The sequence below is a fragment of the Flavobacterium notoginsengisoli genome, assembly GCF_042686225.1.
Classification (GTDB): Bacteria; Bacteroidota; Bacteroidia; order Flavobacteriales; family Flavobacteriaceae; genus Flavobacterium; species Flavobacterium notoginsengisoli.
This window is the reverse complement of sequence record NZ_JBHUOT010000004.1, coordinates 420,227-441,693: the sequence shown is the minus strand read 5'-3', so window position 1 is coordinate 441,693 and position 21,467 is coordinate 420,227. Positions and strand designations below refer to the sequence as shown.

Genomic DNA, 21,467 nt, shown 5'->3' with positions numbered 1-21,467 from the left:
AAAAATTTCATTCTTGTATTTTTAAGTCATAATTCTATTAAAAAATTGAATTATATTCGCCAGAGAAAAAATTTACCACTAGATTTTTTTCTGGCTCCAAAAACACTTAAACCTACATAGAATGAAATTTTTAAAATTACTTATCTGCAGTTTATTTTTATCTGCTTTTCAATTACATGCCCAAGTTCATGTAGATCAAATTACCCACAATTCTAAGGAACGTTATATCACTACTACTATCGGATATCCTGTTCCGGGAACTTATGCCCCTTTAAATCAAAAACAACCGATTACAGTTTTAAATCCGGACGGAACAGGTTTTATTCAGGCAGAAGATTTAAGCAAACAAAAAATCAACTGGGGAGTAGAATGTACAGAAGAAGGGGTTCCTGTTTTTAAAGAAGGATTTAACAGTGCTTCGTACACTTTCTGGTATAGACCAAATGACAGCGAAGAATGGTACTATTCTCAATTTTCTATTCATTTTGCCAAGAAGAAAATGTTCTTAATGGGCGAAAGAGTGAAAGAATATGTAGATTACAATGTTCAATAAAAGGTAAGAAACAACCTTCTCATTAAATATTTATTCAATTTTGGCGGCATTTTCTATAAAAAAGAAAACGTTTTCGTTGAATTTTAATAGTACCCGTAAATTTTCCGATTAAATTTTATAAATTTAAAAATCATACCCAATTTTTATTTAATTTGCAATAATAATTCAATATATTAGACATGGTTTCAATCACACGCCTTTTTGATTTTCCCTATTATCAACAAGAAACTTACAACCTCCCAGTTGCTCTGGCAACCAAAAAAAACGGAGTCTGGGAAAAAACATCCAGCCAGGAATATATTGCAAAAGCAAATGCTGTTTCGAGAGCATTATTGCGCATGGGCGTTCAAAAAGATGATAAAATTGCATTAATTTCTTCAAATAACAGAACTGAATGGAACATAATGGATATTGGTATTCTGCAGACAGGTTCACAGAATGTTCCGATTTATCCAACAATTGCTGAAGAAGATTACGAATATATTTTAAATCACAGCGGAAGCATTTATTGTTTTGTTTCTGATGATGAAGTATATCAAAAAGTACAAGCTATCAGAGCGAATGTACCAACTTTAAAGGAGGTTTATTCATTTAATGAAATTTCTGGTTGCAAACATTGGTCTGATTTATTATTAGCCGGAGAAGACGAAAGCAATCAAAGTGAAGTAGAAGCCAGAAAAGACAGCATTCACACAGATGATTTGGCGACTATAATTTATACTTCCGGAACAACAGGAAGACCAAAAGGAGTAATGCTTTCGCATAAAAATATTGTTTCGAATGTTTTAGACAGTGCTCCCAGAATTCCCTTCGATCCGGGAAAAAGTACAGCTTTAAGCTTCTTGCCTATCTGTCACATTTTTGAAAGAATGATTTTATACATTTATCAATATTATGGAGTTTCTGTTTATTTTGGAGAATCTATTGATAAAATCAGTGACAACTTAAAAGAAGTCCGCCCGACTGTAATTACGGCCGTACCAAGACTTTTGGAGAAAGTTTACGATAAAATTTACGCAAAAGGAGCTGAATTAACCGGCATCAAGAAAAAACTATTTTTCTGGGCCATTGATTTAGGTTTAAAGTATGAACCATACGGAGCAAATGGAGCATGGTACGAGTTTCAGTTAAAAATTGCCCGCAAATTGATTTTCAGCAAATGGAAAGAAGGTCTCGGAGGTAATTTAGATTTAATGGTTTCAGGAAGTGCAGCTTTACAGCCACGTTTGACAAGAGTTTTTGCTGCCGCAGAAATTCCGGTTATGGAAGGTTACGGCTTAACTGAAACGTCTCCAGTAATTGCAGTTAACGACCAAAGAAATAAAGGTTTTAAAATTGGAACCGTTGGAAAACCAATTCGTAATCTGGAAGTTAAAATTGCTGAAGACGGTGAAATTTTAATAAAAGGCCCTAATGTAATGTTAGGCTACTTTAAAGATCCTGAAAAAACAGCTGAAGCTTTACAAGATGGTTATTTCCATACCGGAGATATTGGTGAAATTGACAGTGAAGGTTTCTTAAAAATTACCGATCGTAAGAAAGAAATGTTCAAAACTTCAGGAGGTAAATATATCGCACCGCAAATGATTGAAAATGCAATGAAACAATCTCGTTTTATTGAGCAGATTATGGTTATTGGTGAAGGCGAAAAAATGCCGGGAGCTTTTATTCAGCCAAACTTTGAATTCGTAAAAGAATGGGCAAAAATCCATAAAATTACTTTAGGAAGTACTGATGCTGAAATTAGTGCAAATCCGGATGTAATTAAAAGAATTGATGAAGAAGTAGAAAGTATCAACAAAAAATTTGGACACTGGGAACAAGTTAAACGCTTTGAACTTACTCCTGATGTCTGGTCTATTGATGGCGGACAGCTTACCCCAACTTTAAAATTAAAACGTAAAATTATTAAAGAGATTTACAAAGAACTTTATGCTAAAATTTATGGTCAGAATTAAATCAAAGTAATATAACCACAACGAAAACGGCTGTCAGTTGACAGCCGTTTTTTATGCCTAAAAAACAGGTGTTTTTACCTTGAATAACTAAAAATAAATCTTGTAATTTTGGTTACATCTCAACTAAAACTGAAAACTATGCCTTGGAGTGCCCTTGAACAATTATGGAAACGAGCAGTAGATCCTGAAAATGTTGATTCAAATAATGAAAACTGGCATCACGCAATTAAAACCTTGTATGAATTAGGTATTAGTATGGAAGATGCTTTACATTTTTTACATTTCGAAAAACCTGATTTTAAAACTTTTAAAACATGGATCGAAAACAGAAAACGAAATATCGCAACCGAAACTAACGATTTAATCGAAGATGTTCTGTCTGAAAAAGATCTTGAATTCTGGAACCAAAATGGCTATATAGTTGTTAAAAATGCTATTTCAAAAAAAGACTGTAATGATACACAAAAAGCCATTTGGGAATACCTGAAAATGGATCCCAATATAAAAGAAAGCTGGTATAACCGACATGAAGACCAAAAAGGTTTGATGCTTAATTTTTCTGACCATGAAACTCTAAACCGTAATCGTTTTTCTCCAAAGATTAAAAAGGCATATGAACAACTTTATAATACTAAAAATATTTACAAAACAATCGACAAAGTAAGTTTTAACCCGCCTGAAACAGTCCATTTTACTTTTATGGGAAGTCCGCTTCATTGGGATTTGAGTTTAAAAAAGCCACTTACTTTTGGACTTCAGGGATTACTATATTTAACCGACTGCGGACCGAATGATGGTGCTTTTCATTGTGTTCCGGGTTTTCACAACCAAATTGATCAATGGCTTGACGAACTTGAACCACATGAAAATCCAAGAGAAAAAGCATTGCAGACATTGCAGGCTAAACCAATTATTGGTGAAGCGGGAGATTTTATTATTTGGGACCAAAAGCTTCCGCACTGTGCTACACCAAACAAAGGAAAAAATCCGCGAATGGTACAATACCTTACTTATCTTCCAAATGACTATAATGCTGTCAAAGAATGGCTTTAAATGATTTAAAAATAAAAACGAGTATAATCAACTGAATCATAAGCCCGTTTTTATTTAGGCTTTTCTCACTTTCAATTTATACTTCATAACATCTTTAAGTATTGACTTGTTCTTTTCGTTAAAGGCAACCAATTCTGATGCTATGTCAGGTTTAGTCGTTATCTTATCTGCTACAATTTCGTACGCAATATTTTTAGTGATTTCTTCTAAATCTTCATGCTTTTTATACTCCTGTTTCATGGCCTGCAAAAACAGCTCCGAATTCTCTGCCGAAACATCCGATTCATAAATTGAAGTTATAACTCGGGATAATTTCTGTGTTGACTCGATATTTACAAAATAGTTATTCAAACAATTGAATGCATCTTTATTGCTTCTCCAACCTGTTATCAATAGTTCTTGTGCATCCTCTATACTATTGATTTTATTTTTATAAATAAAAGATGCTTTTACGTATTGATTATTCCCTTTATACTCCTCTATCACTTTACCATAAAACTTATCGGCTTCCGGTTTATCTTTAAGAACTGTATACAAATCTCCCACTTTTTCATTTTGATTGAGCTCTCTGTATAATTCAATTGCCTGTTTGTAGACATGTGCTTTTTCATAACACTCAGCGGCTTTGTTTTTGTTGTTGCAATACTTCAGATGAACTGCTGCAGCTTCGCTGTACAACTCGCCTTCTTCCAAAACATCAGCTGCTTTATAATAATTTTTAAGCAGTTTCATATACACATGTGCGGCCTTAGCATAATCTTTTCTTTCTTTAAATTCCTCCGCCATTTTTTCATATCGGTTTTGAATAGTCGCAAAACGCTCAGAATCTATCAGGGCTGAACCTCCGGAACCCGATGGCTGGCGTGATGGTAAATAACTTCCGGAAGAACTGGAAGAATTACTGCTAAGAAGTGCCAATGCTATTATTAAACCAATTGCAAACACAACAATAATCAAAGCAAGAGACGAATTGGCTCCAATATTACTGTTGCTAAAATCACAACTTTTTAAATTAAACAGAATGACCAGTACAAAAATGATCTTAAAAACAATTAAAAAAGGCTTTCCATCAAATTCAGATTCATTTATTGTATTTCTTCTTCCTCCTGAAAAAGAACTGCCACCAGCTGAACCTAAACCAATTCCATCAAAAGAAAGTTTTTCGTCAAATCCGCCTCTTGCCGTTCCTAAAGTATCCAGCGGAATAGCCAGTTTTAAAGCCATTTCAGGATTTTTATCCAGAAACGCTAAAAACTTATCCATTTCCTTTTGATTTCCTTTCATTAATTCCTCCATATCAAATGGCAAATTATCTGGCATATCTTCCTGTGAAAATGGCTTTTCCAGCGCTTCCAAAATATCTTCCGTATTTGCTTCGTAACGTATTGATGATATGTATTGCGGAATATGAATTGTTTTTGAAGGTTCCAGTATATCTACTTCTTTTAAAACTGGTGCTTCAATCAAATCGATCCATGAGACTTCTTCTTTTAATTCCACTAATCCAATATCCGGATGCATGAAATGATAATGCTCAGAAAACAAATTGTGCCACTCAGCCTTTGTTAACTGAGGGGTCACAATTGTATTTTCGGGAATAAACAGTTTGTTTTCTATCAATTGACAGAAATAATTTTTTCCAATATTGTCCGTTTTAATCAGACTCTGATCCAAAATCAACAAACACCCGAATAATTCATTGGCATTTGAACCGGGAACGGGAAAAGCTTTGACCAAATGAAACGCCAATCCAATATTTTGAATTTCCTGAAGCCACACTTTTGGCAATCCGCTTTTTATAAAAACACCTCCTTTGGGATATGTGTTTCTGGAATTTATACTAAGTTTGAGTTCCATGCTGTCTTACATTTTGTATAAATGGATCTAAATATTTTTCCAGAAAGTCTTTTTCTTTTATACTTTTCAGAAAAGAATCTGTTATAAAATAATCATTACCGGAATATTCACTTTCTGAGGCCATAATAGTTCTTCCGTTTGCTATAAAAGGAATATAAAATTTAGGAATTTCCTCCTTACTGCTTTCAAATATTAAAATTCCGTCCTTATTGATTACCCTGCTTCCGTCCTGCGACTCAAAAAACAAAGTTTCGATGTAACAAACTGCGCTGCCTCTTTCAATTGTTCTCTTTAAAACTTCGGCTTCTTGTCTTGTTACATTATTTAAAACAACGCCAAGTTCCTCATCTACAACAGCTTTACTTTCTGCTAAAGATTTATCTGTATGTTGTTTTATTATCTGAACAAGATCAATAACTGATGTTCCTTTGTTTTTCAAAATAAGATTTACTTTTTCCTCAAATCGTATTGTCTCTTGTCTAGATTCACTCGGGTAATAGTAATTTCTTTTAGAAAATTCTAAATGAGTGAAGTTAAACCCATTGATTTCTAAATGGTTATTTACAATTGACACTCCTTTTAGTTTTTTCATGACACTGTATTTGAATTTACTGTTCATAAAATCTCTAACAAAAGAATTTTGTTTTATACTATAGGCCGAAAAAGCTTCATCAAGAAAATTATTACCATTAGATCTTATTTTTAAAGCATCATCCACACGCCAATAGCATCCGCCATCCGTCAAATAGAACTCATTTCTATACCCAAACACATTAACTTTCAGATCTTTCAGATCTTCATTAGGAACCACACTTTTATTAAAATCTTGTTTATCAACATTATAAACACTCACTTCAGGAGTAGAATCGCTCACATAACATAATAACAGTCTTTCTCCTTTATCATTGGTTTTCATAGCAAAATCTCCTTTCTCGAAAGGTAGATTTGAAGCCACTTTTTTAAATCCTTTACTGAAATCATTACTAACAAACCAGAATAAATTTCCGTTCAGATAGGTATAAAAGTCCGTACCATAATAAAAGATATTTTGATAGCTTCTTTCTACCGGAAATAAAAGCGGAATAGTATTAAAGTCTGTTTCTGAATACTTACGACGTGGTAAATCTCCTTTTTCTTTTTTCCACAGTTCTTCCAACGGCATTATAATATGCTGAAGCATCTTTCTGCCTTTGTTCTGATTTTTATAGACTTTAATACCTTCCATCTCCATTTCAAAAACATACTTAATCTCGGTATAATAAGTACTTATCACGTTTTTCATCGTCGCCAGTTTCAAACTGTCTTCTGAAGAAAAAAGAAATACTTCCTGATTTTTACTGCTAATTTTATTTTGCTGAAAAAACAATTCAAGTCCTTGCGAACAATCCAGTTTACCACTAAGTTCACTCAATGCCTGAATTACATCATGAATGTTCTCTAACGGAACTTCTTTAAAATCCTGACCTGCTACAAAAACCCTGCATTTAATATCGGTTTTGGGATGTCTTGCAATCGCAATTGCCGAAGCAAAAGACAGAATCTTAGGATTTCCCCAGTTTTTTAATGAACTGTCGATAATCAAAATACGTTCGAACTTATCTGCTTCCAGTGGAACTTCTCTTTGAATATATAATGCTTCGTTATTTGCAATTCTGGACATAAAAACGTCATCATCGTAAGCAAACTCAGAAATTACCAATTTGTCAAAATCACCTTTGTTTGTCAAATCTGAGATTCCTCCCAAAGGCTGTTCACTCGGATGATTGTGGTGCAATGGAATATGAAGTCCCGACCAAAGTCGCTTGATAAGACTTCCTACATGAAACGTACGATCATCGTTTATGAGTTGCTCTACAAAAGTGGCTGTATCGCTAAGATTTTCCTCTTCTAAAATTTCTTCTTTCAGCTTATCTTTTAAATCCTCATGTGGATTATCCTCCATCGCATACAAAATAGACTGTACTGTTGGAAACCTCTTTTTGAGCAAAGCCAGCGTTCTGAAATCTTTTATAAAATTGGCATCATTAAAAGGTTCTTTGACACTCGTCCGCACCAAATGATGTCTGTGATCTTTATATTCTTCGAGAATCTTTTTTGCCTTTTCAGTAGAAATTCTGTTATGGCATCCATCAAAAATAGTCTGAAACATTTTTAGTCTTCTCTCGCCTGTTTTATATTCATCCGGTAAAGCCGAAAGCTGTCTCATAAAACCAATACTCGCCCCTAATCTAAATGAATGTTCTATAGGAAAAGATTTGGTGACTTCTATACCTTTTGCCCATTCCTGAATTCTGTCAATAGTTTCCTTGCTATCATGATTGGTCGCGGTAATGGCTAACAAAAGGGTTCCGAAGGGCGGAAAATTAGTATCCGAAAGTGCTTCTAAAATTTCAAAAACAAATTTCTCATAACCGATAGTTTGTCCATTCGGAATTGAGATCGTCTCAAATACACTATCCGGAGAAAATATTTGATTTTCCCATACCCAAAAATAGTCTGTGAACGATTGAAAGTATCTTTGAAATTCCATTTTTATTTTATGAAAAAGTTAAGCGAAATGAACTAATTGATAGTGGTTTTATATTTTGTTTCGGAATAGAAGAATAACTGTTATCCTTATTCCATAGTATTATATTTTTATCGAAAGAATTTAATTTTTCCTTAAGTGTCTTAGTCAAAACAGGCCATTCAAAATCATATCCGGAAGGCATTAAAAAATCATTCTTAAACCAAAAAGTATTTCCTTTTAAAGGCAATAACGGTTTCCCGATAATCAATGCTTTATTATGGATTACAACCCATTGTAAAGGTTCAAGTCTAAATTTTGGAGCCGATTCAATATAGGCTTTCAATTCCTGATATTCGACCAGTAAAGCATGCGCTTCTTTTACATCTTCTGATCGTTTTAATGTAATCTGAAGTGCATCATTTATACCAAAAAAATTATGATTGAATTTTGGAAACGAAACGGGCAAGCCTCTCAAAACCGGTGACCATAACAAACCCGAAGGCAGTTTTTTGGATGGTAATTGTTTTCCTCTTTCAAACAATAAATTTTCTTTTAACTCATATATTTTGGTATACGGAATCTGAAGAAGTTCAGCCGAATTTATTTGTTCTGACGAAAACTCCTTTAGCCAAATCGTATTGGATTCAAAAGCTATTTTGAGATTTTCCCAATGTCGCAATGCTCCAAGAAAATCTTTATGCTCTTTATTAATTTCTAAAAAATACATGTTAAATAGTTTGTAGAATTTTTTGCCACAAAGATTCTATATGTTCCTGAATATACTTTTTCTTTTCTACGTCTTTGATCCAGTCACAACGGGTTTGAATATATCTTAATTTATCTTTGATTACGTTTTGTTCTTCAAAAGAAAGGCTATCATCCTGCCATTTTTCGATTAGATAATTTACTTCTTTCATCACACTTTCAGCATCCGGCGTTTTATTGTACATCGCTTGCGGATGTGCTTCTGTAGAAGTATCTTTTTCTATAATTTTATTAATGATTCCTTCCAGAATTTCAATTTGCTCTTCGTTATCCCAAATATATTTTAAAACCCAAAAATCCGACACAATCGATTCTTTTCTTCCGCACATTAAGGCACTTGCCGCAATAAGATTCTGAAGTTTTACGGCACGTCGGTCAGAAACTTTGATTCCGGTATTTCGAAGGCTGTGAATAATATCTACATATTCGTTTCGTGTAGCACTCAAATCGACCTGACGGCAAAATTTTTGCAATTCGCGAACTTCATCTGCCGAAATTGTTGGCACGTCTTCAGCAACAGAACTTTCCAGTTTCCATCCGGCAAGCAAAACCTGATGCAGTAAATCCGGTTCTACATAATCACATTTGATACGAATCAGAAAACGGTCAAGCAAAGCATTTAGCGATTCGTCTTCTGGCATAAGGTTACTCGCGCCTACGAACATTAAAGCCGGTAATTTTTTAGTTTCTTTACCACGACGAAAGATTTTTTCGTTAAGCGCCATCAGCAAACTGTTCAGGATAGCCGAGTTGGCGTTAAAAATCTCATCCAGGAAAACCATCGAAGCTTCGGGCATCATTCCGTCAGTATTTGTAATCAGTTCCCCTTCCTTCAGTTTTCTAATATCAAAAGGTCCAAAAATCTCATTTGGTTCTGTAAAGCGGGTCAACAGATATTCAAAGTTTTTGTCGCCCTCGATTCCTTTAGAAAGCGATCTGACAATGGCACTTTTTGCAGTTCCGGGAGGCCCAAGCAAAAAGGCATTTTCTCGTGCCAGTAATCCAATTCCTAATAGATCGATGATTTCATTTTTTCCAACAAAAGTTTCTTTGATATGTTTTAAAACGGCATTTAATTTAGCTGTAGCATTCATTATTTTACTTCTATTTTTATTAATTCGTTTATTTTAAAGCTCTGCCCAGAAAAGTTTTTGGTAGTCTCCAAATCCTATTTCTAATTGTTTTTTTATAAAATCAGATTGTGCCCATTTTATAGATTTTCTTTGTACAATTCTGTCAATATAAAGCTGCAGCAAACAATCATTTTTTGCAATTATCTCAAAACTTATGTTTTCTGAATCCACATCAGATCCAATTGCAGAATAATGAAACTGAATTAAATGTTTCTCCAAAATCTCAATAATCAAATCTTCCGGATCAATCTTCCTTATTTCTGTTATAATCTGAGGCAAAAAACGGAGACACAAATCTGCTGAGATAATTGCCGAAGCATCTATTTCTCCAATATAAAAAGGCAAAAGTTCTTTGACATCGCTCATTTTATGCTCTCTATGCAACAAAAGTTGTGTGGCCAAATATACTGTTCTCGCAGCCCATAAAGCTGCTCCTCCATTAAAGTCGGGAGCAGTTCCGGGATATTCTAAAATTTCTTTTTCATATTCTGTTTCCAGAAACAAAACAGCTTCGCTTTCCTCTGTTTGGGCAATTGTAATTAGCTTATCATACAAAATCACCTGTTCGATGGTTCTGAGATGATAAATAGTATCCAAAAAAGGTGTTTTTATTTTATCCATATTGTTAGTTATACCTATTTGAATCGAATTCTTTTTTAAAGAAAGTAATTTTTCGTATCATACGAAAAATTGTACAGGAACAAATATATTATTAAATCTGAACCTTTGTTCAAATATTACTTTTAGCTTTTGCAATTGTTTTTAACAAAAAAGTGAAACTACAGCTGCAAACAACTGCAGTTTCTTTCTACAGCTATCAACCATGCATTTTGACAACTGTTATTAACAAATTAAATTCTAATTTTTAAGGCACCAATGCAAAATCTTAGCGATGTTTTTAGCATCGTCAATTCCGCGGTGATGCGTTCCTTCCAGTGGAATATTCAATAATTGTAAAGCGCCATTCATCCCGATAGACCTTTTTAGTCCAAACTTTTCAGCAAAATGCTCTTTTACATTAATATGTCCCTCTCCCATCGGATATGGAATTCCAAACGATTTACATTGTTTTGTCAGCATATTCAAATCGTACTGACCGTAACTCGCCCAAGTGTACAAATCGGGATTGTATTCGTCGATTAATAAATCAACGGCTTCTTCAAAAGAAATCCCATTTTTGTCAAGCAAATCGGCAGTAATGGTCGTCAGTTCTGTACAAAACGGACTCACACTGGAACGCTGTGGTTTAATTAAAATTCCTTTATTCTTAGTGATTGCTCCTGTTTCTGTATCCAAAACAGCCAATCCGATTTCTATAATTTCATTTTGTTGGCCTTTCGGAACTGCACTCTGCCAGCATGTGGCTTCTAAATCAATAATGATGATTTTATCTGTAGTTTTCATTTTTTTTAAATTCTAAATAATTTATAATTCTCTATCTCCAAAAGGAGCTTTCCAATCTTTCTTCAAAATGATGGCTTTTACCTCATCATAAGAAAGCGGTGCGTAATTGTGGCAGTCCACGCCAACATCAAACGAACGGGATGTTTCATCATCAAACAAATGACCGTGTGAGTGGCCGTATAAATGCCAAGTTCCTCTAAACGAACTTCTCCAAACTTTCATGGCATAGTGAAAGAGAATAATTTTTTGTCTTCCGTTTGGTGCATCTTCATCCGGAACGCTTAATTCGTAGTAATCTTTAATCCATTCAAATCGCTTAGCATAACTCAATGCTGATTTATCGTGATTACCTTTTATAAGAAAAATAGAACCATTTAATTGGTCTAAAATTTCTTTTGTGCGTTCTGGCCTTGCTAACGAAATATCACCTAAGTGATAGACTATGTCTCGCGGGCTTACCTTTTCATTCCATCGTTTAATGAGTTCTTCGTCCATCTTTTCTACCGAGGTGAAGGGACGTTCACTAAAACGAATTATATTTGTATGACCAAAGTGATGATCAGACGTAAAAAATATTTTTTGATTCATTAATTTTTTAAATTTAAACCACCAGTTTTATACTGATGGTTTCTGTTAAATATTCTCTGTTTGTATTAGAAAAACATGCTTTTAATATCTCGAAAGAAACTTCTTTTCTTAGATTTTTTTTCAGGTTTCTCTTTTTTCAGAGCATTTTTCTTTTCCAAAACAGCTTTAACTTTTTCAAGCTTATTTGCTGGTTTTGCTTCTTCTTTTTTAGAAGTTTCATAAAACTTTTTGAAAGGTCTTGGCTCAAAATCAACCATAATCGCTGCCATGTTTATAGCGTCAATGTTTGACAGGTCTGTTTCCCCTTTAAAGAAAGTTTCAATCGGTCTGAACTTATCTTTCTTCTCCTTGAACTTATTCTTTTTGGTGTGATCAAAATCCAGAGACAGGAAGTTTCTGAAGACATTCAGGTCATCCTTCGTTGGGTTATTCTCGAAAATAAGCCAGCACAAATCACGCAGTTTTCCACGAGAAGGCTTGTACAAATAATCAAAGTATTGCCCGTCTTTTTCTATCTCATATTTATTTATAATCTCTTTTTTATATTTTTTTAGTGTATTGTTTTGCATGGTATTTTTTATTTTGCATTCTTGGGAATCTCAGGAAAGACCAGGTAATTCTTGAGATTCCAGTAGTATGCAAAGCTTTAAAAACACCTTTACTTTACTGAATAAATACCTCTAAATGAGATAATCTTTCGAATTCACCTTTCCTTTCCATTGCTTAATATGTACCGCACGCACCTCTTTGTTAGAGGCAAATGCAGATTCACTAAGCTCAACTATACCGTCCTGACCAAACTTGTGACCCGACGTAAATACTATATCCTGATTCATCCTTAAATTTTTATTATTAAACTTAAACTATCAACATTTACTGCTAATGGTTCCTATTTTACTTTACGAAGATTTCTTTCAATTGACCGATTACGTTTCCACCGCCGGAAATGGTGATTTCACCAATCTTGTCTGCGATTTTCTCCACGTATTCCATCTCTTTCAACTTCCACAACATTTCGTTTTCTTCCATCAGCTTAGCTGTGTTTAACAAACTTCTTGTTGCAGCCGTTTCTTCTCTTCTCATGATGCTGTTCGCCTGTGCTTTTTTCTCAGCAACCAAAACCTGATTCATAATCTCTTTCATATCGCCTGGAAGAATTACATCTCTTATTCCGGCGTCTGAAATTTTCAAACCTAAGTTTTCGATTTTTGAAGCCACTTCTGCCAGAATTTCTTCCGCAATAGCATCTTTTTTGTTTAACAATTCATCCAAGGTCAAACCTCCGATAAAAGCTCTTAAAGCCAATTGCATTGCTACATACAATTGCTTTTCAAAGTCCTTGTTATCTATCAAAGCTTTCATGATATCAACCACTTGGTATCTCACAAAGAAATTGATTCTCAATCCCGCTTTATCTTTAGTCAACAATTCCTGACCTGATATTTCAACTTGCTGTTGTCTTATATCGATTGTTTTTACTTCGATTGTAATTGCGTTGTTCCAGAAGTAATGCGTTCCGGATTTCAACTCTTTTACGAAAGCTCCGTTCACAAACAACAATGCTTTGTCGTTGCTCGCTACTACAAACTTTCTTATGAAGTATCTCATTTTCACATTTTCCAATAAGTTTACCTTAATGTCTTCTGTGATTTCGATTTTTGACAAATCAGCTTTTGTGAATTCATTTTTCACAATTCCTTTCCAGAAAGCATATCTTCCTGGAGTTAAAACTTCTTTAAAGTTTCCGTTCACGAACTGCAATACAATTTCGTTATCGGCAACCTCAACAATTTCAAGCATTGAAACCAAAACTTCATTCTCCAATAAAATGTTCAATTCAAAAGGAGCCTGAAAAACGGCATTCATATCGTAGATCAACACATTTTTGTTTCCAAAAATCCAGTGCAAACCTTCTTCTAATACTTTTACTAATTTTCTATTCTCGAAGACCAAGCCCACTTGGTATGCTCCGATATTAATTTTCTTTATCATTTTTATTTTGTTTCAGGTTTAAAGTTTCATGTTCTGAAATCTAAAACCTCTATTATCTTTATTCTATTTTCTATTCTCTATTCTCTATTCTCTATTCTCTATTTTCTATTTTCTTTATTCTAATTTTATAAAAAACCTCCTTGCCTTTATCCTCCGAAAAAAGCGGATGAAAAGTTGTTATTTGTTTACCTGAGTTGTTTCCGATTATCTTTTGTCTTCATGATCCCCAAATCATTTTAACAATCAAACCGAAAAGAAAACAAGTGTTTCAAAAAACAGTCCTTTTCGCACTGGCTTTATCATGAGTGTGAAATTTCAGTCCCGAAGCCTCGGGATGGAATTCTTAGTTTCACTGACAAAGACAAATCAGTTTTTCTAACTGGTCATCTTTTTAAGAGTGATGGTCTCTACTGTTCACAGATTTTCAGTCTGTTGACATACCAATTTGTCTAACCGAAGCGTATTCGGTGCAGGACTCGAACCTACATAAACACTCTAATGCTCTATCCTATTGAGCCACCGCATTACTGCGAGTGGGATTCGAACCCACAACCCTTAGATCCCTTGTGTGTGATAGTTTTATGGAAAACCATCAAAACCTCCAAATCAAGTTGCATAGAAAAACATAATTCGCCTCTGCGAAAAGTTCCCTACAATGGTGCTATACAGAAACACTCAACTGGACTTGTTTGATATTTTTAAACAAAGCCTATACTTTGTTGTATTTCAGTTTTTAAAAGAACTTCTTTTATTTCTTATTCAAATATTCAAATTACACTGCGCAATTATTTTGCGCAGTGCAAAATTTTATTTAATCCATTCGATAACAGTTGACAAATAAACTTGTCGCACCTCTTCAAATCGGGTTATATTAGGAATATGATTTACTTCTAATAAATATTTAGTACCATCTTTGGCTACGATGTAATCATTTCCAATCATATCCATTTGCAAAGTGTTCCTGATATAAATCGTATCCTCTAATAAATCCTGATCTACAGTCATAAAAGTCGCATCGTCCGGATGAATTGATTTTAACCAGTTGTCGCCTTCCAGTTTAATCTGCCAATACGTATCACCAATCATCATGATTCGGACAGCTTCGCCTTCGTAAAAAGGTTCGATGGTAGCAGTAAATTCACTTTCCCACTCTCCTGTAAAACGATGTTTGTTTTCGCCACAATGCCAGTTTCCCCATTTCGCAACGGTATCTCCCGTTGTATTGACAGAAGCGCCGGCACTTATAAATCCGCGTGGAGCACTAAATCTGGAAAGAGATAAAGCTTTTACCAGACACGGAATCTTAAATCGGCAATCCAGCATCGCAGCCGCTTTTGGATAACAATCGCCACCCCAGATCGCAAGACCTGCAATAAAGTCAAAGTCATTATCATAAATTCCGTAATAGACCACTTTATCAACCGGCAACATGCCAATTCCGTTAGATTTTTCCATATAAAGAATTTCATCTTTCACTACAATTTTTGGTATCGACTGATGCCAGATAATGTGTCCCGAATATTGAGCTTTTATGATGTCATATTCTTCCTGTTCAATTCCAACAAGCGCTATTCTATTGTATAAATGTTTCATAACTTTTACTTTTTAATGTTATTTTTTTCTGCCACTAAGGCGCTAAGGCGCAAAGTTTATTTTTCTTAGCGTCTTGGCGACTTTGCGTGAAAATTACTCGCCAGCTTTCTTAAATTACTTTGTCAATATCTCGCAAAGACGCAATTTTTATTTTCTTTATATTTTCTTAAATCTTTGCGACTTAGTGCCTTCGTGGCATTTTCAATATTTGTCTGGGAAGCAAGATTCGAACTTGCGACCTCCCGCGTCCAAGGCGGGTAAACAACCACCGTTATCTTCCCAGTTTTTTTTCTGCCACGAAGGCTCAAAGACACAAAGTTTATTTTCCTTAGCTTCTTGGCGACTTTGCGCGAAAATTTCTCTCCAGCGCTCTTTACAAAACTTTATTAATCTCTCGCAAAGACACAAAATCGCAAAGTTTTTACTTTATATAAATTGCTCAACCTGTCTGAAACAAAAAAAGCTTTGTGTCTTAGTGCCTTCGTGGCAAAATTTGCGGCTCATACGAGAATCGAACCCGTTTCTCCCGAGAGACAATCGGGAAGGTTAGCCAGTAACCCCAATGAACCTGTTCCTTCTAGAGAACGAGTGATTTTGGAAGGATTCGAACCTTCGACCATCTGCTTAGAAGGCAGACGCTCTATCCAACTGAGCTACAAAATCATTTATTTTTTGTTTTGCCACGAAGGCGCTAAGTTTTTTTTACGCTTATTAAATCTTTGCGACTTTGTGCCTTCGTGGCAAAACTATAAGCATAAAAAAAGCACCCGATCAAAGGTGCTTTACAAAATTCAACGTGATATAACTATCCTATTGCCTATATTGATGCACCTGCATTGTGAAACGTCCAAGATCGAATCTTGCGCTTACTGGTAATCCGTATGATATTTTATTTTGTAAAGCCATTTTATATGCTGTATTATATTTTAAAAATTCTTGTTATTATTTGAAACGCTGTGTTTCAATTTTGTTCGGCAAAGATAATGTCGAAAAAATCATATTTCCAAATATTTTTTAAGATTATTTTTCTGATTTTCAGATAGTTAAGTCCAAAATTAAAGCAAAGAAATTCCTGTCCGCAAACTGATGCAGATTTATCTTTTTATCAAATGACTGTTACTCATTAGATTACTTCTCAAGATTATATTTCGCTATTTTGATTAGTCATTAAACATTTGGTCAATTATTTTTTTAGTTTTTTTAGTTAATATTTCTTTTTAATCATTTTTCAATCTCCTTTTTGTACTATTCGACGAATTCAAATTGTCTAAAAACAAAAAAAGCGTCCTACAATGTGGACGCTTTTTGCTATTTTATGATGAGTTTGACTCTAAATTTTACATTTTAACTTCATAAAAATACATATAGCATCCTGAGCTTTCAGCTGGATAATCTCCGGCTAATTGTTCAAAAATTCTGCTTATTGATAGTATCATTTGTATTTTTATATTTTTATTACGGGTACAAATGTAGTATATTTTGTCATAATTTAACAAAACTTACTGAAAAATATATTTTTTATAACAAGAGATCTTGCAAATTATTTATTACCCGATAGCTTTCCATTAAGCCTATAGACCAAATTCGTTGTAGCTGTTGGCAGTAGTTGTTATTCGTTCAGTTAGAGTCCATCTACTCATCCAGAAAACCAATTTTCATACTGTTTTTTGTAAAAATCTTTAGTCTGTATGTTTTTAAAAACAAAGTCAATTCCACCATCATAAGGTGCAACGATAACCCTTTTATTAATTGAAATAAAAAAAGCGCTCACATTGTCGTTTGCAATTTCTTTCAGCAAATTGTCGTGTTGATTTAAATTCCAAATTGTTTCGGCAAACGCAGGTTTGTAAAAGTCTCCTTTATCGTAGTCTTCCGATTTAAAGTTAAACAAGTCAATATTGTCAAGTAATATGAAATCATAAGGTTTAAAAACGACTTCTTCGTCAGTATTAAAAGTTGCACTTTCGTCCCAATTATATTCGCCCGTTACAAGTAAAATCTTTTCGTTTTCGCCAAAAATATCAGTGATTATTTGATTCTGTCTTTCTAATAAAATTTTCCATTCATTTTTACTTTCAGCATATCGTTTTGAATCAGGCAAACTATGAATTCTAAACCATCTTTCAGCATAATCTTTTTTTAATAAATGCGAAAGTGGTATCGTGTTAGGATACGTTAAAGTCCAAAATGTTTTAAATTCTTCTTTAGTCATTTTTCGGTTACAATTACTGCCAGCTCAAAATCTATTCTCTTGATAGGATTTTTTTGTCTTCATGTTTAAAAATTAGATTGCAATTGCTAGAATCTTCAAATTAATCATTGCCATCTTTCTTTGTTCAATTCTATATAATGCGTTGTTGAATCCAAATAATTAGCATTCTTTTCCCAACCCGATTTTACTTTTATTTTTATATCATTGGGTAAATCTTTAAATATTTTTTCTATCTCAATTGACATGTTTTCCTTATTAGAAATCTCATCTTTTGGATTTAATTTTGTTTTTAAAAGTACTTCTTCTAAAAATTTCCCTCTAATCCATACTATCACATTTCCATTACGGGCAATTCCTACCAAAAACCTAAGTCCCTTGACCTCTTTGGAAGAATTATACATATCTTCAAATTGATTTTTTTTATCTGCTTTTATAAAAATGTTTTTAATTTTTTCTTGCGGTAAATCTATCGTATCCTGATATTGTTTTTTATCGCTATACGATACATATTCCAATACCAATTGTTTTGGTAAACGAAGTGGTTCTTGCACTTCAGCAAAGAAATATTCCTCTCCCCATTTACTATTATTTCTAAAAATATCTTCCTTATTTATTGTTCCGAGCTCATTTTTATCGGCTGTAATAAAATAGCAATCCTGCAATATTACAGGATAGGATTCCGGAGTACAAACACTAGAAAAATAATAATACCTGTCCCAGCTTTTATAACTCATTACATTATATAAGATTGCTATTAATAGTGCAAAGGAAATTGCTGTAAGTGCTTTATTAATAAAATTAAATTTCATTCTTTAGATTTTTTAAGGATGAAATGATTTAGAAGAAATCCATAATAAAGTATAGAATGCTATATTACAGATTGAAAGTAAAATAAAAAGTATTTTCCCTAATCGATATTTTTTTCCATGATAACCAAATGCATAAAAGCCAAATAAAACATTCATGCTTACACTAAGCCAGAAAATGTTCTCTCCTAATAGTGAACTATCTTTAAAATAGCCAACATTCAAAAAAATAAAAACCAGTATTACATTAATTATAATGAGTAGAATGCTCCAATTGCTATTTTTTTGTTTGTGAAGTTCTTGTTCGTTCATTGATATATTTCATTAGGTTTTCATTCTTCGGCATACTCTAAAAATGTATTTCTCCTGAAAGTAATCTCTTTATTGGAAGGCCCTTTTTATTAATATATTTCTAATTTATTACTCCCAATAGGCCTGTATAAATAAAGCAATATATAAGTAGTCGTAACAACTTCTTTATCTTTTCTTTTGAAACCACCCCATAAAGCTGATTTTTTATTATTTATTTTCTCTAAAGTAATTATTTTACCTTCGGCGTAAAACTTCATCTCATATTTTTCGATAGGTTTCAAATCAAAAAAGTCAAGATTTGAATCAGTTCTAAATTGATAATCATTATCCCACCCATCCTTTATTTCTGCTTCATTGAGGTACATTTGTTGTGCTAATCTTTTTTCTTTATTATAATTTACATTGGCGAGTTCTTCTTTTGTGCCCGTCATGTAAATATTTCTTATTTCATTGTATTTTGCTACAACTTCTTTTTCCAATTGGTCTAGTTTTTTAGCATCTTCTGTAAATAGTATTTCGGCATTGTCTAAAACAGATAAGTTATAAGGAACTTTTAAATCGACATAGATAGTTTCTTCATAAAAAGTCTTACCTGGATATAAAAATCCTCCATTGCCTTTTCCGTCAAAATCTTTAAAAGGGGTCTTAAATTCAACTATTGTTTTATCATCTCCATCAATTTCTTTTTCAATAGTAAATTTAACACCTGCATTTACACCTAATGTTTGGCTGTTTTTTTCTGTTTCAGAATACTTTGGATACATTCGTACCGTTATTTTTTGCTTGCCGGATTTTTCAACATTCCGATTTATAGGTATTGATGTTGCACTAACGCCTCCGCTTCGTCCAAAAAAAAGATACAAAGGAATATCATTAACCAGTATAGAAAATGAACATTCACTAGAAGAAAGAATCATTTTATACATAGGTTCTTCTTCATATTTTTTTATTTCTTTTTGCCCATAGGAAATCAAAAAAGAAAAAGACATTAGAAAAATTATTCTGTATTTCATAAAAATTATCATACGATTTTTTATTTAACCTCTGGCTTATAATTCAAATTTTGATTATTAATCTTCTATTTTTAAATATCCCGTTTCAACTAGATAACTATTTGCTACAAAAGCTATATTAAAAAACATTGAATATGCTATTTTTGCTTTATCTGTAAAGATTTCATTATTTGTAGCATTTGCAGAAAAATAAAAAAACATATTAAAGAGAATAAAAAAAGCACAGACGCAAAATGCTATAACCAAAGAGTTTAAATAAACTTTGAATTTTAATAAATATGATTCTGCAGATTTTTCTGGATTACAAAGAATATAACCTATGTTCACAAGTAAAAAACTATAAACTACATAATATAATTCAGATTGATTTAAATTTTGTATAAATCTAAATGGAAACTTTAAAACCTCAAAAATTGGAACTCCTGAATAGTTAATAATTAATATAAATCCAAAGAGAATTAAGGAGAATAAAAAAATAAATAAAATGGTAATTAAGTATGGAGTTAACTTATTATTTAGTGGCATAATATTAAATTTCATAATATCAAAGAAAATTTTGCCTTCTTTTTTTCGATTACTAATACCTTTTTTTACACTAATAAAAATTTTTGACGGATTCAATGCAGAAAAAAAAATAAGCAAAAGAGTAGATGATACTTGTAAAAATAATAGATTTATAATATCTGCTCCTTCATTTTCATAAAAATCTTTAGAATAAAATTTAAACAAATAAAAAACGGCAAAACTCAAATTCGAGATGCAAGTTGTGATAAAAAAAAAGCTGAATTTATTTTTAAGTGAATTCATAGTTATCTAATTACTTCTAAAAAACCACCTGCTTTCGGGCGGTGGAGGAGTAAAGAATAAATATAAAAATCTTCATCTGTTAGCCCTAAAAAAGCAGATTTACCTAAAAACTCCCCATCAGTTCTGACCAAACCAACGACTTTTCCATTACCATAGAATACTAATTTATAATTCTCCAATTTTAAATCTTGTTCTTTGTTTATGTCTTTGTTTATTTCCGAAACTATTTTATCTGAATCTTCTTTTTTAGATGAATAAAAAGATTGCGCATTTTCAAACTGTCTTTTATAATATTTTTTTTGAATATTTTCTATTTTTCTATCTCTATAATCATTCATCATTTCTCTATAAAAAGTTTCTACTTCCCTTCCTAAAACTTCTTTATCTTCTTTAGTTAGATCTACACTATCTGTCCAACCTGTAAGCTTATATGGAACACTCGATTCAAAAGGAATAATAATTTGTTTATATGATTCATTTTGTTCAGCACCTGAAATCTTTTTATTAAAAACAATAGTTTCCTTTTTATTTTCTGTTCTACTTACCTTAACATCTAATGAAAAACCACTTTCTAAAACATTGTCCAAATGATACTTTTCATCCATTTTCGGTAAAATCAAAACTTTTAATTCATTTTTTTTACTTTCTAATAAAAAATTATTTATTGGTATTGATAAAGACTTCATATTTCCTTCATTGTAATCTGTATATATTGGCATATCGTCTAGAGTAACCACATAGGAGCAATTATTACTATGCAAAAACAACCAATATTCAGGCTTGTTATTATAAATTGTTATTTTTTTATATAAAGTATTTAAGTTAAAATCTTCCGTTTTTTGATTATTATTTTGTGCGCAACTTAAGTTTGTTATTGATATTAATGTTAAGAATAATATTTTTTTCATGATT

General features: G+C 32.7%; 19 protein-coding genes and 3 tRNA genes. 3 read left to right on the top strand and 19 right to left on the bottom strand.

Annotated features, from left to right (window positions below):
- Positions 1–121 precede the first annotated feature (121 nt).
- The 3 genes from ACFS3A_RS12340 to ACFS3A_RS12330 all read left to right on the top strand — a co-directional run bounded on the left by ACFS3A_RS12340 (position 122) and on the right by ACFS3A_RS12330 (position 3,564).
- Positions 122–553: a hypothetical protein gene (locus ACFS3A_RS12340; RefSeq protein WP_379825834.1), complete on the top strand. Its 432-nt coding sequence runs from the start codon at positions 122–124 to the stop codon at positions 551–553.
- 179 nt (positions 554–732) lie between these two features.
- Positions 733–2,511, top strand: coding sequence for an AMP-dependent synthetase/ligase (locus tag ACFS3A_RS12335; protein WP_379825832.1), 1,779 nt, complete (start codon positions 733–735; stop codon positions 2,509–2,511).
- Positions 2,512–2,649: 138 nt separating this feature from the next.
- Positions 2,650–3,564 carry a phytanoyl-CoA dioxygenase family protein gene (locus ACFS3A_RS12330; RefSeq protein WP_379825831.1) on the top strand — a complete coding sequence of 305 codons (915 nt, stop codon included), beginning with the start codon at positions 2,650–2,652 and terminating at the stop codon, positions 3,562–3,564.
- A 54-nt stretch (positions 3,565–3,618) separates the two neighbouring features.
- On the opposite strand, the gene ACFS3A_RS12325 is transcribed toward ACFS3A_RS12330, so the two are convergent.
- From ACFS3A_RS12325 to ACFS3A_RS12235, 19 genes are all read right to left on the bottom strand, one after another.
- Positions 3,619–5,421 carry a hypothetical protein gene (locus ACFS3A_RS12325; protein ID WP_379825830.1) on the bottom strand — a complete coding sequence of 601 codons (1,803 nt, stop codon included), beginning with the start codon at positions 5,419–5,421 and terminating at the stop codon, positions 3,619–3,621.
- Positions 5,405–7,951 (bottom strand): hypothetical protein, encoded by a 2,547-nt coding sequence (locus ACFS3A_RS12320; RefSeq protein ID WP_379825827.1) that lies wholly within the window; start codon positions 7,949–7,951, stop codon positions 5,405–5,407. Before ACFS3A_RS12320 ends, ACFS3A_RS12325 begins: the two co-directional genes overlap by 17 nt.
- 7 nt (positions 7,952–7,958) lie before the next feature.
- Positions 7,959–8,657 carry a hypothetical protein gene (locus tag ACFS3A_RS12315; RefSeq protein WP_379825825.1) on the bottom strand — a complete coding sequence of 233 codons (699 nt, stop codon included), beginning with the start codon at positions 8,655–8,657 and terminating at the stop codon, positions 7,959–7,961.
- Between the two features lies 1 nt (position 8,658).
- The gene (locus tag ACFS3A_RS12310) at positions 8,659–9,789 is read right to left on the bottom strand and encodes an AAA family ATPase (RefSeq protein ID WP_379825824.1); all 1,131 of its coding nucleotides are present in this window, start codon (positions 9,787–9,789) and stop codon (positions 8,659–8,661) included.
- 33 nt (positions 9,790–9,822) lie between these two features.
- Entirely contained in the window at positions 9,823–10,449 is a 627-nt protein-coding gene (locus ACFS3A_RS12305) for a hypothetical protein (protein WP_379825823.1), read from the bottom strand.
- Positions 10,450–10,686: 237 nt separating this feature from the next.
- Positions 10,687–11,232, bottom strand: coding sequence for an exonuclease domain-containing protein (locus ACFS3A_RS12300; protein ID WP_379825822.1), 546 nt, complete (start codon positions 11,230–11,232; stop codon positions 10,687–10,689).
- Positions 11,233–11,253: 21 nt separating this feature from the next.
- The gene (locus tag ACFS3A_RS12295; protein WP_379825820.1) at positions 11,254–11,820 is read right to left on the bottom strand and encodes a metallophosphoesterase; all 567 of its coding nucleotides are present in this window, start codon (positions 11,818–11,820) and stop codon (positions 11,254–11,256) included.
- A gap of 65 nt (positions 11,821–11,885) precedes the next feature.
- The gene (locus ACFS3A_RS12290; protein WP_379825819.1) at positions 11,886–12,389 is read right to left on the bottom strand and encodes a hypothetical protein; all 504 of its coding nucleotides are present in this window, start codon (positions 12,387–12,389) and stop codon (positions 11,886–11,888) included.
- Positions 12,390–12,714: 325 nt separating this feature from the next.
- Positions 12,715–13,812 carry a slipin family protein gene (locus ACFS3A_RS12285; RefSeq protein WP_379825818.1) on the bottom strand — a complete coding sequence of 366 codons (1,098 nt, stop codon included), beginning with the start codon at positions 13,810–13,812 and terminating at the stop codon, positions 12,715–12,717.
- Between the two features lie 807 nt (positions 13,813–14,619).
- A complete protein-coding gene (locus ACFS3A_RS12280; RefSeq protein WP_379825817.1) occupies positions 14,620–15,405 on the bottom strand; it encodes a hypothetical protein in 786 nt (261 codons plus the stop codon).
- A 211-nt stretch (positions 15,406–15,616) separates the two neighbouring features.
- A tRNA-Pro gene (locus ACFS3A_RS12275) sits at positions 15,617–15,688 on the bottom strand.
- A 213-nt stretch (positions 15,689–15,901) separates the two neighbouring features.
- A tRNA-Asp gene (locus ACFS3A_RS12270) sits at positions 15,902–15,974 on the bottom strand.
- Between the two features lie 20 nt (positions 15,975–15,994).
- A tRNA-Arg gene (locus ACFS3A_RS12265) sits at positions 15,995–16,068 on the bottom strand.
- Positions 16,069–17,041: 973 nt separating this feature from the next.
- Positions 17,042–17,617, bottom strand: coding sequence for a DUF3885 domain-containing protein (locus tag ACFS3A_RS12260; RefSeq protein WP_379825816.1), 576 nt, complete (start codon positions 17,615–17,617; stop codon positions 17,042–17,044).
- A gap of 104 nt (positions 17,618–17,721) precedes the next feature.
- Positions 17,722–18,426, bottom strand: a complete 705-nt coding sequence (locus tag ACFS3A_RS12255) for a DUF2931 family protein (protein WP_379825815.1) — start codon at positions 18,424–18,426, stop codon at positions 17,722–17,724.
- 12 nt (positions 18,427–18,438) lie between these two features.
- Positions 18,439–18,735 (bottom strand): hypothetical protein, encoded by a 297-nt coding sequence (locus ACFS3A_RS12250; RefSeq protein WP_379825814.1) that lies wholly within the window; start codon positions 18,733–18,735, stop codon positions 18,439–18,441.
- An 89-nt stretch (positions 18,736–18,824) separates the two neighbouring features.
- The gene (locus ACFS3A_RS12245; RefSeq protein WP_379825813.1) at positions 18,825–19,724 is read right to left on the bottom strand and encodes a hypothetical protein; all 900 of its coding nucleotides are present in this window, start codon (positions 19,722–19,724) and stop codon (positions 18,825–18,827) included.
- Positions 19,725–19,805: 81 nt separating this feature from the next.
- On the bottom strand, positions 19,806–20,555 hold the full coding sequence (locus tag ACFS3A_RS12240; protein ID WP_379825811.1) for a hypothetical protein: 750 nt from the start codon (positions 20,553–20,555) through the stop codon (positions 19,806–19,808).
- Between the two features lie 2 nt (positions 20,556–20,557).
- Positions 20,558–21,463 (bottom strand): hypothetical protein, encoded by a 906-nt coding sequence (locus tag ACFS3A_RS12235; RefSeq protein ID WP_379825810.1) that lies wholly within the window; start codon positions 21,461–21,463, stop codon positions 20,558–20,560.
- Positions 21,464–21,467: the final 4 nt, after the last annotated feature.

What these genes read in the sequence shown, in the direction of transcription:
- ACFS3A_RS12340 (WP_379825834.1), top strand. Translation starts at nt 122, where the DNA reads ATGAAATTTTTAAAATTACTTATCTGCAGTTTATTTTTATCTGCTTTT.
- ACFS3A_RS12335 (WP_379825832.1), top strand. Translation starts at nt 733, where the DNA reads ATGGTTTCAATCACACGCCTTTTTGATTTTCCCTATTATCAACAAGAA.
- ACFS3A_RS12330 (WP_379825831.1), top strand. Translation starts at nt 2,650, where the DNA reads ATGCCTTGGAGTGCCCTTGAACAATTATGGAAACGAGCAGTAGATCCT.
- ACFS3A_RS12325 (WP_379825830.1), bottom strand. Translation starts at nt 5,421, where the DNA reads ATGGAACTCAAACTTAGTATAAATTCCAGAAACACATATCCCAAAGGA.
- ACFS3A_RS12320 (WP_379825827.1), bottom strand. Translation starts at nt 7,951, where the DNA reads ATGGAATTTCAAAGATACTTTCAATCGTTCACAGACTATTTTTGGGTA.
- ACFS3A_RS12315 (WP_379825825.1), bottom strand. Translation starts at nt 8,657, where the DNA reads ATGTATTTTTTAGAAATTAATAAAGAGCATAAAGATTTTCTTGGAGCA.
- ACFS3A_RS12310 (WP_379825824.1), bottom strand. Translation starts at nt 9,789, where the DNA reads ATGAATGCTACAGCTAAATTAAATGCCGTTTTAAAACATATCAAAGAA.
- ACFS3A_RS12305 (WP_379825823.1), bottom strand. Translation starts at nt 10,449, where the DNA reads ATGGATAAAATAAAAACACCTTTTTTGGATACTATTTATCATCTCAGA.
- ACFS3A_RS12300 (WP_379825822.1), bottom strand. Translation starts at nt 11,232, where the DNA reads ATGAAAACTACAGATAAAATCATCATTATTGATTTAGAAGCCACATGC.
- ACFS3A_RS12295 (WP_379825820.1), bottom strand. Translation starts at nt 11,820, where the DNA reads ATGAATCAAAAAATATTTTTTACGTCTGATCATCACTTTGGTCATACA.
- ACFS3A_RS12290 (WP_379825819.1), bottom strand. Translation starts at nt 12,389, where the DNA reads ATGCAAAACAATACACTAAAAAAATATAAAAAAGAGATTATAAATAAA.
- ACFS3A_RS12285 (WP_379825818.1), bottom strand. Translation starts at nt 13,812, where the DNA reads ATGATAAAGAAAATTAATATCGGAGCATACCAAGTGGGCTTGGTCTTC.
- ACFS3A_RS12280 (WP_379825817.1), bottom strand. Translation starts at nt 15,405, where the DNA reads ATGAAACATTTATACAATAGAATAGCGCTTGTTGGAATTGAACAGGAA.
- ACFS3A_RS12260 (WP_379825816.1), bottom strand. Translation starts at nt 17,617, where the DNA reads ATGACTAAAGAAGAATTTAAAACATTTTGGACTTTAACGTATCCTAAC.
- ACFS3A_RS12255 (WP_379825815.1), bottom strand. Translation starts at nt 18,426, where the DNA reads ATGAAATTTAATTTTATTAATAAAGCACTTACAGCAATTTCCTTTGCA.
- ACFS3A_RS12250 (WP_379825814.1), bottom strand. Translation starts at nt 18,735, where the DNA reads ATGAACGAACAAGAACTTCACAAACAAAAAAATAGCAATTGGAGCATT.
- ACFS3A_RS12245 (WP_379825813.1), bottom strand. Translation starts at nt 19,724, where the DNA reads ATGTCTTTTTCTTTTTTGATTTCCTATGGGCAAAAAGAAATAAAAAAA.
- ACFS3A_RS12240 (WP_379825811.1), bottom strand. Translation starts at nt 20,555, where the DNA reads ATGAATTCACTTAAAAATAAATTCAGCTTTTTTTTTATCACAACTTGC.
- ACFS3A_RS12235 (WP_379825810.1), bottom strand. Translation starts at nt 21,463, where the DNA reads ATGAAAAAAATATTATTCTTAACATTAATATCAATAACAAACTTAAGT.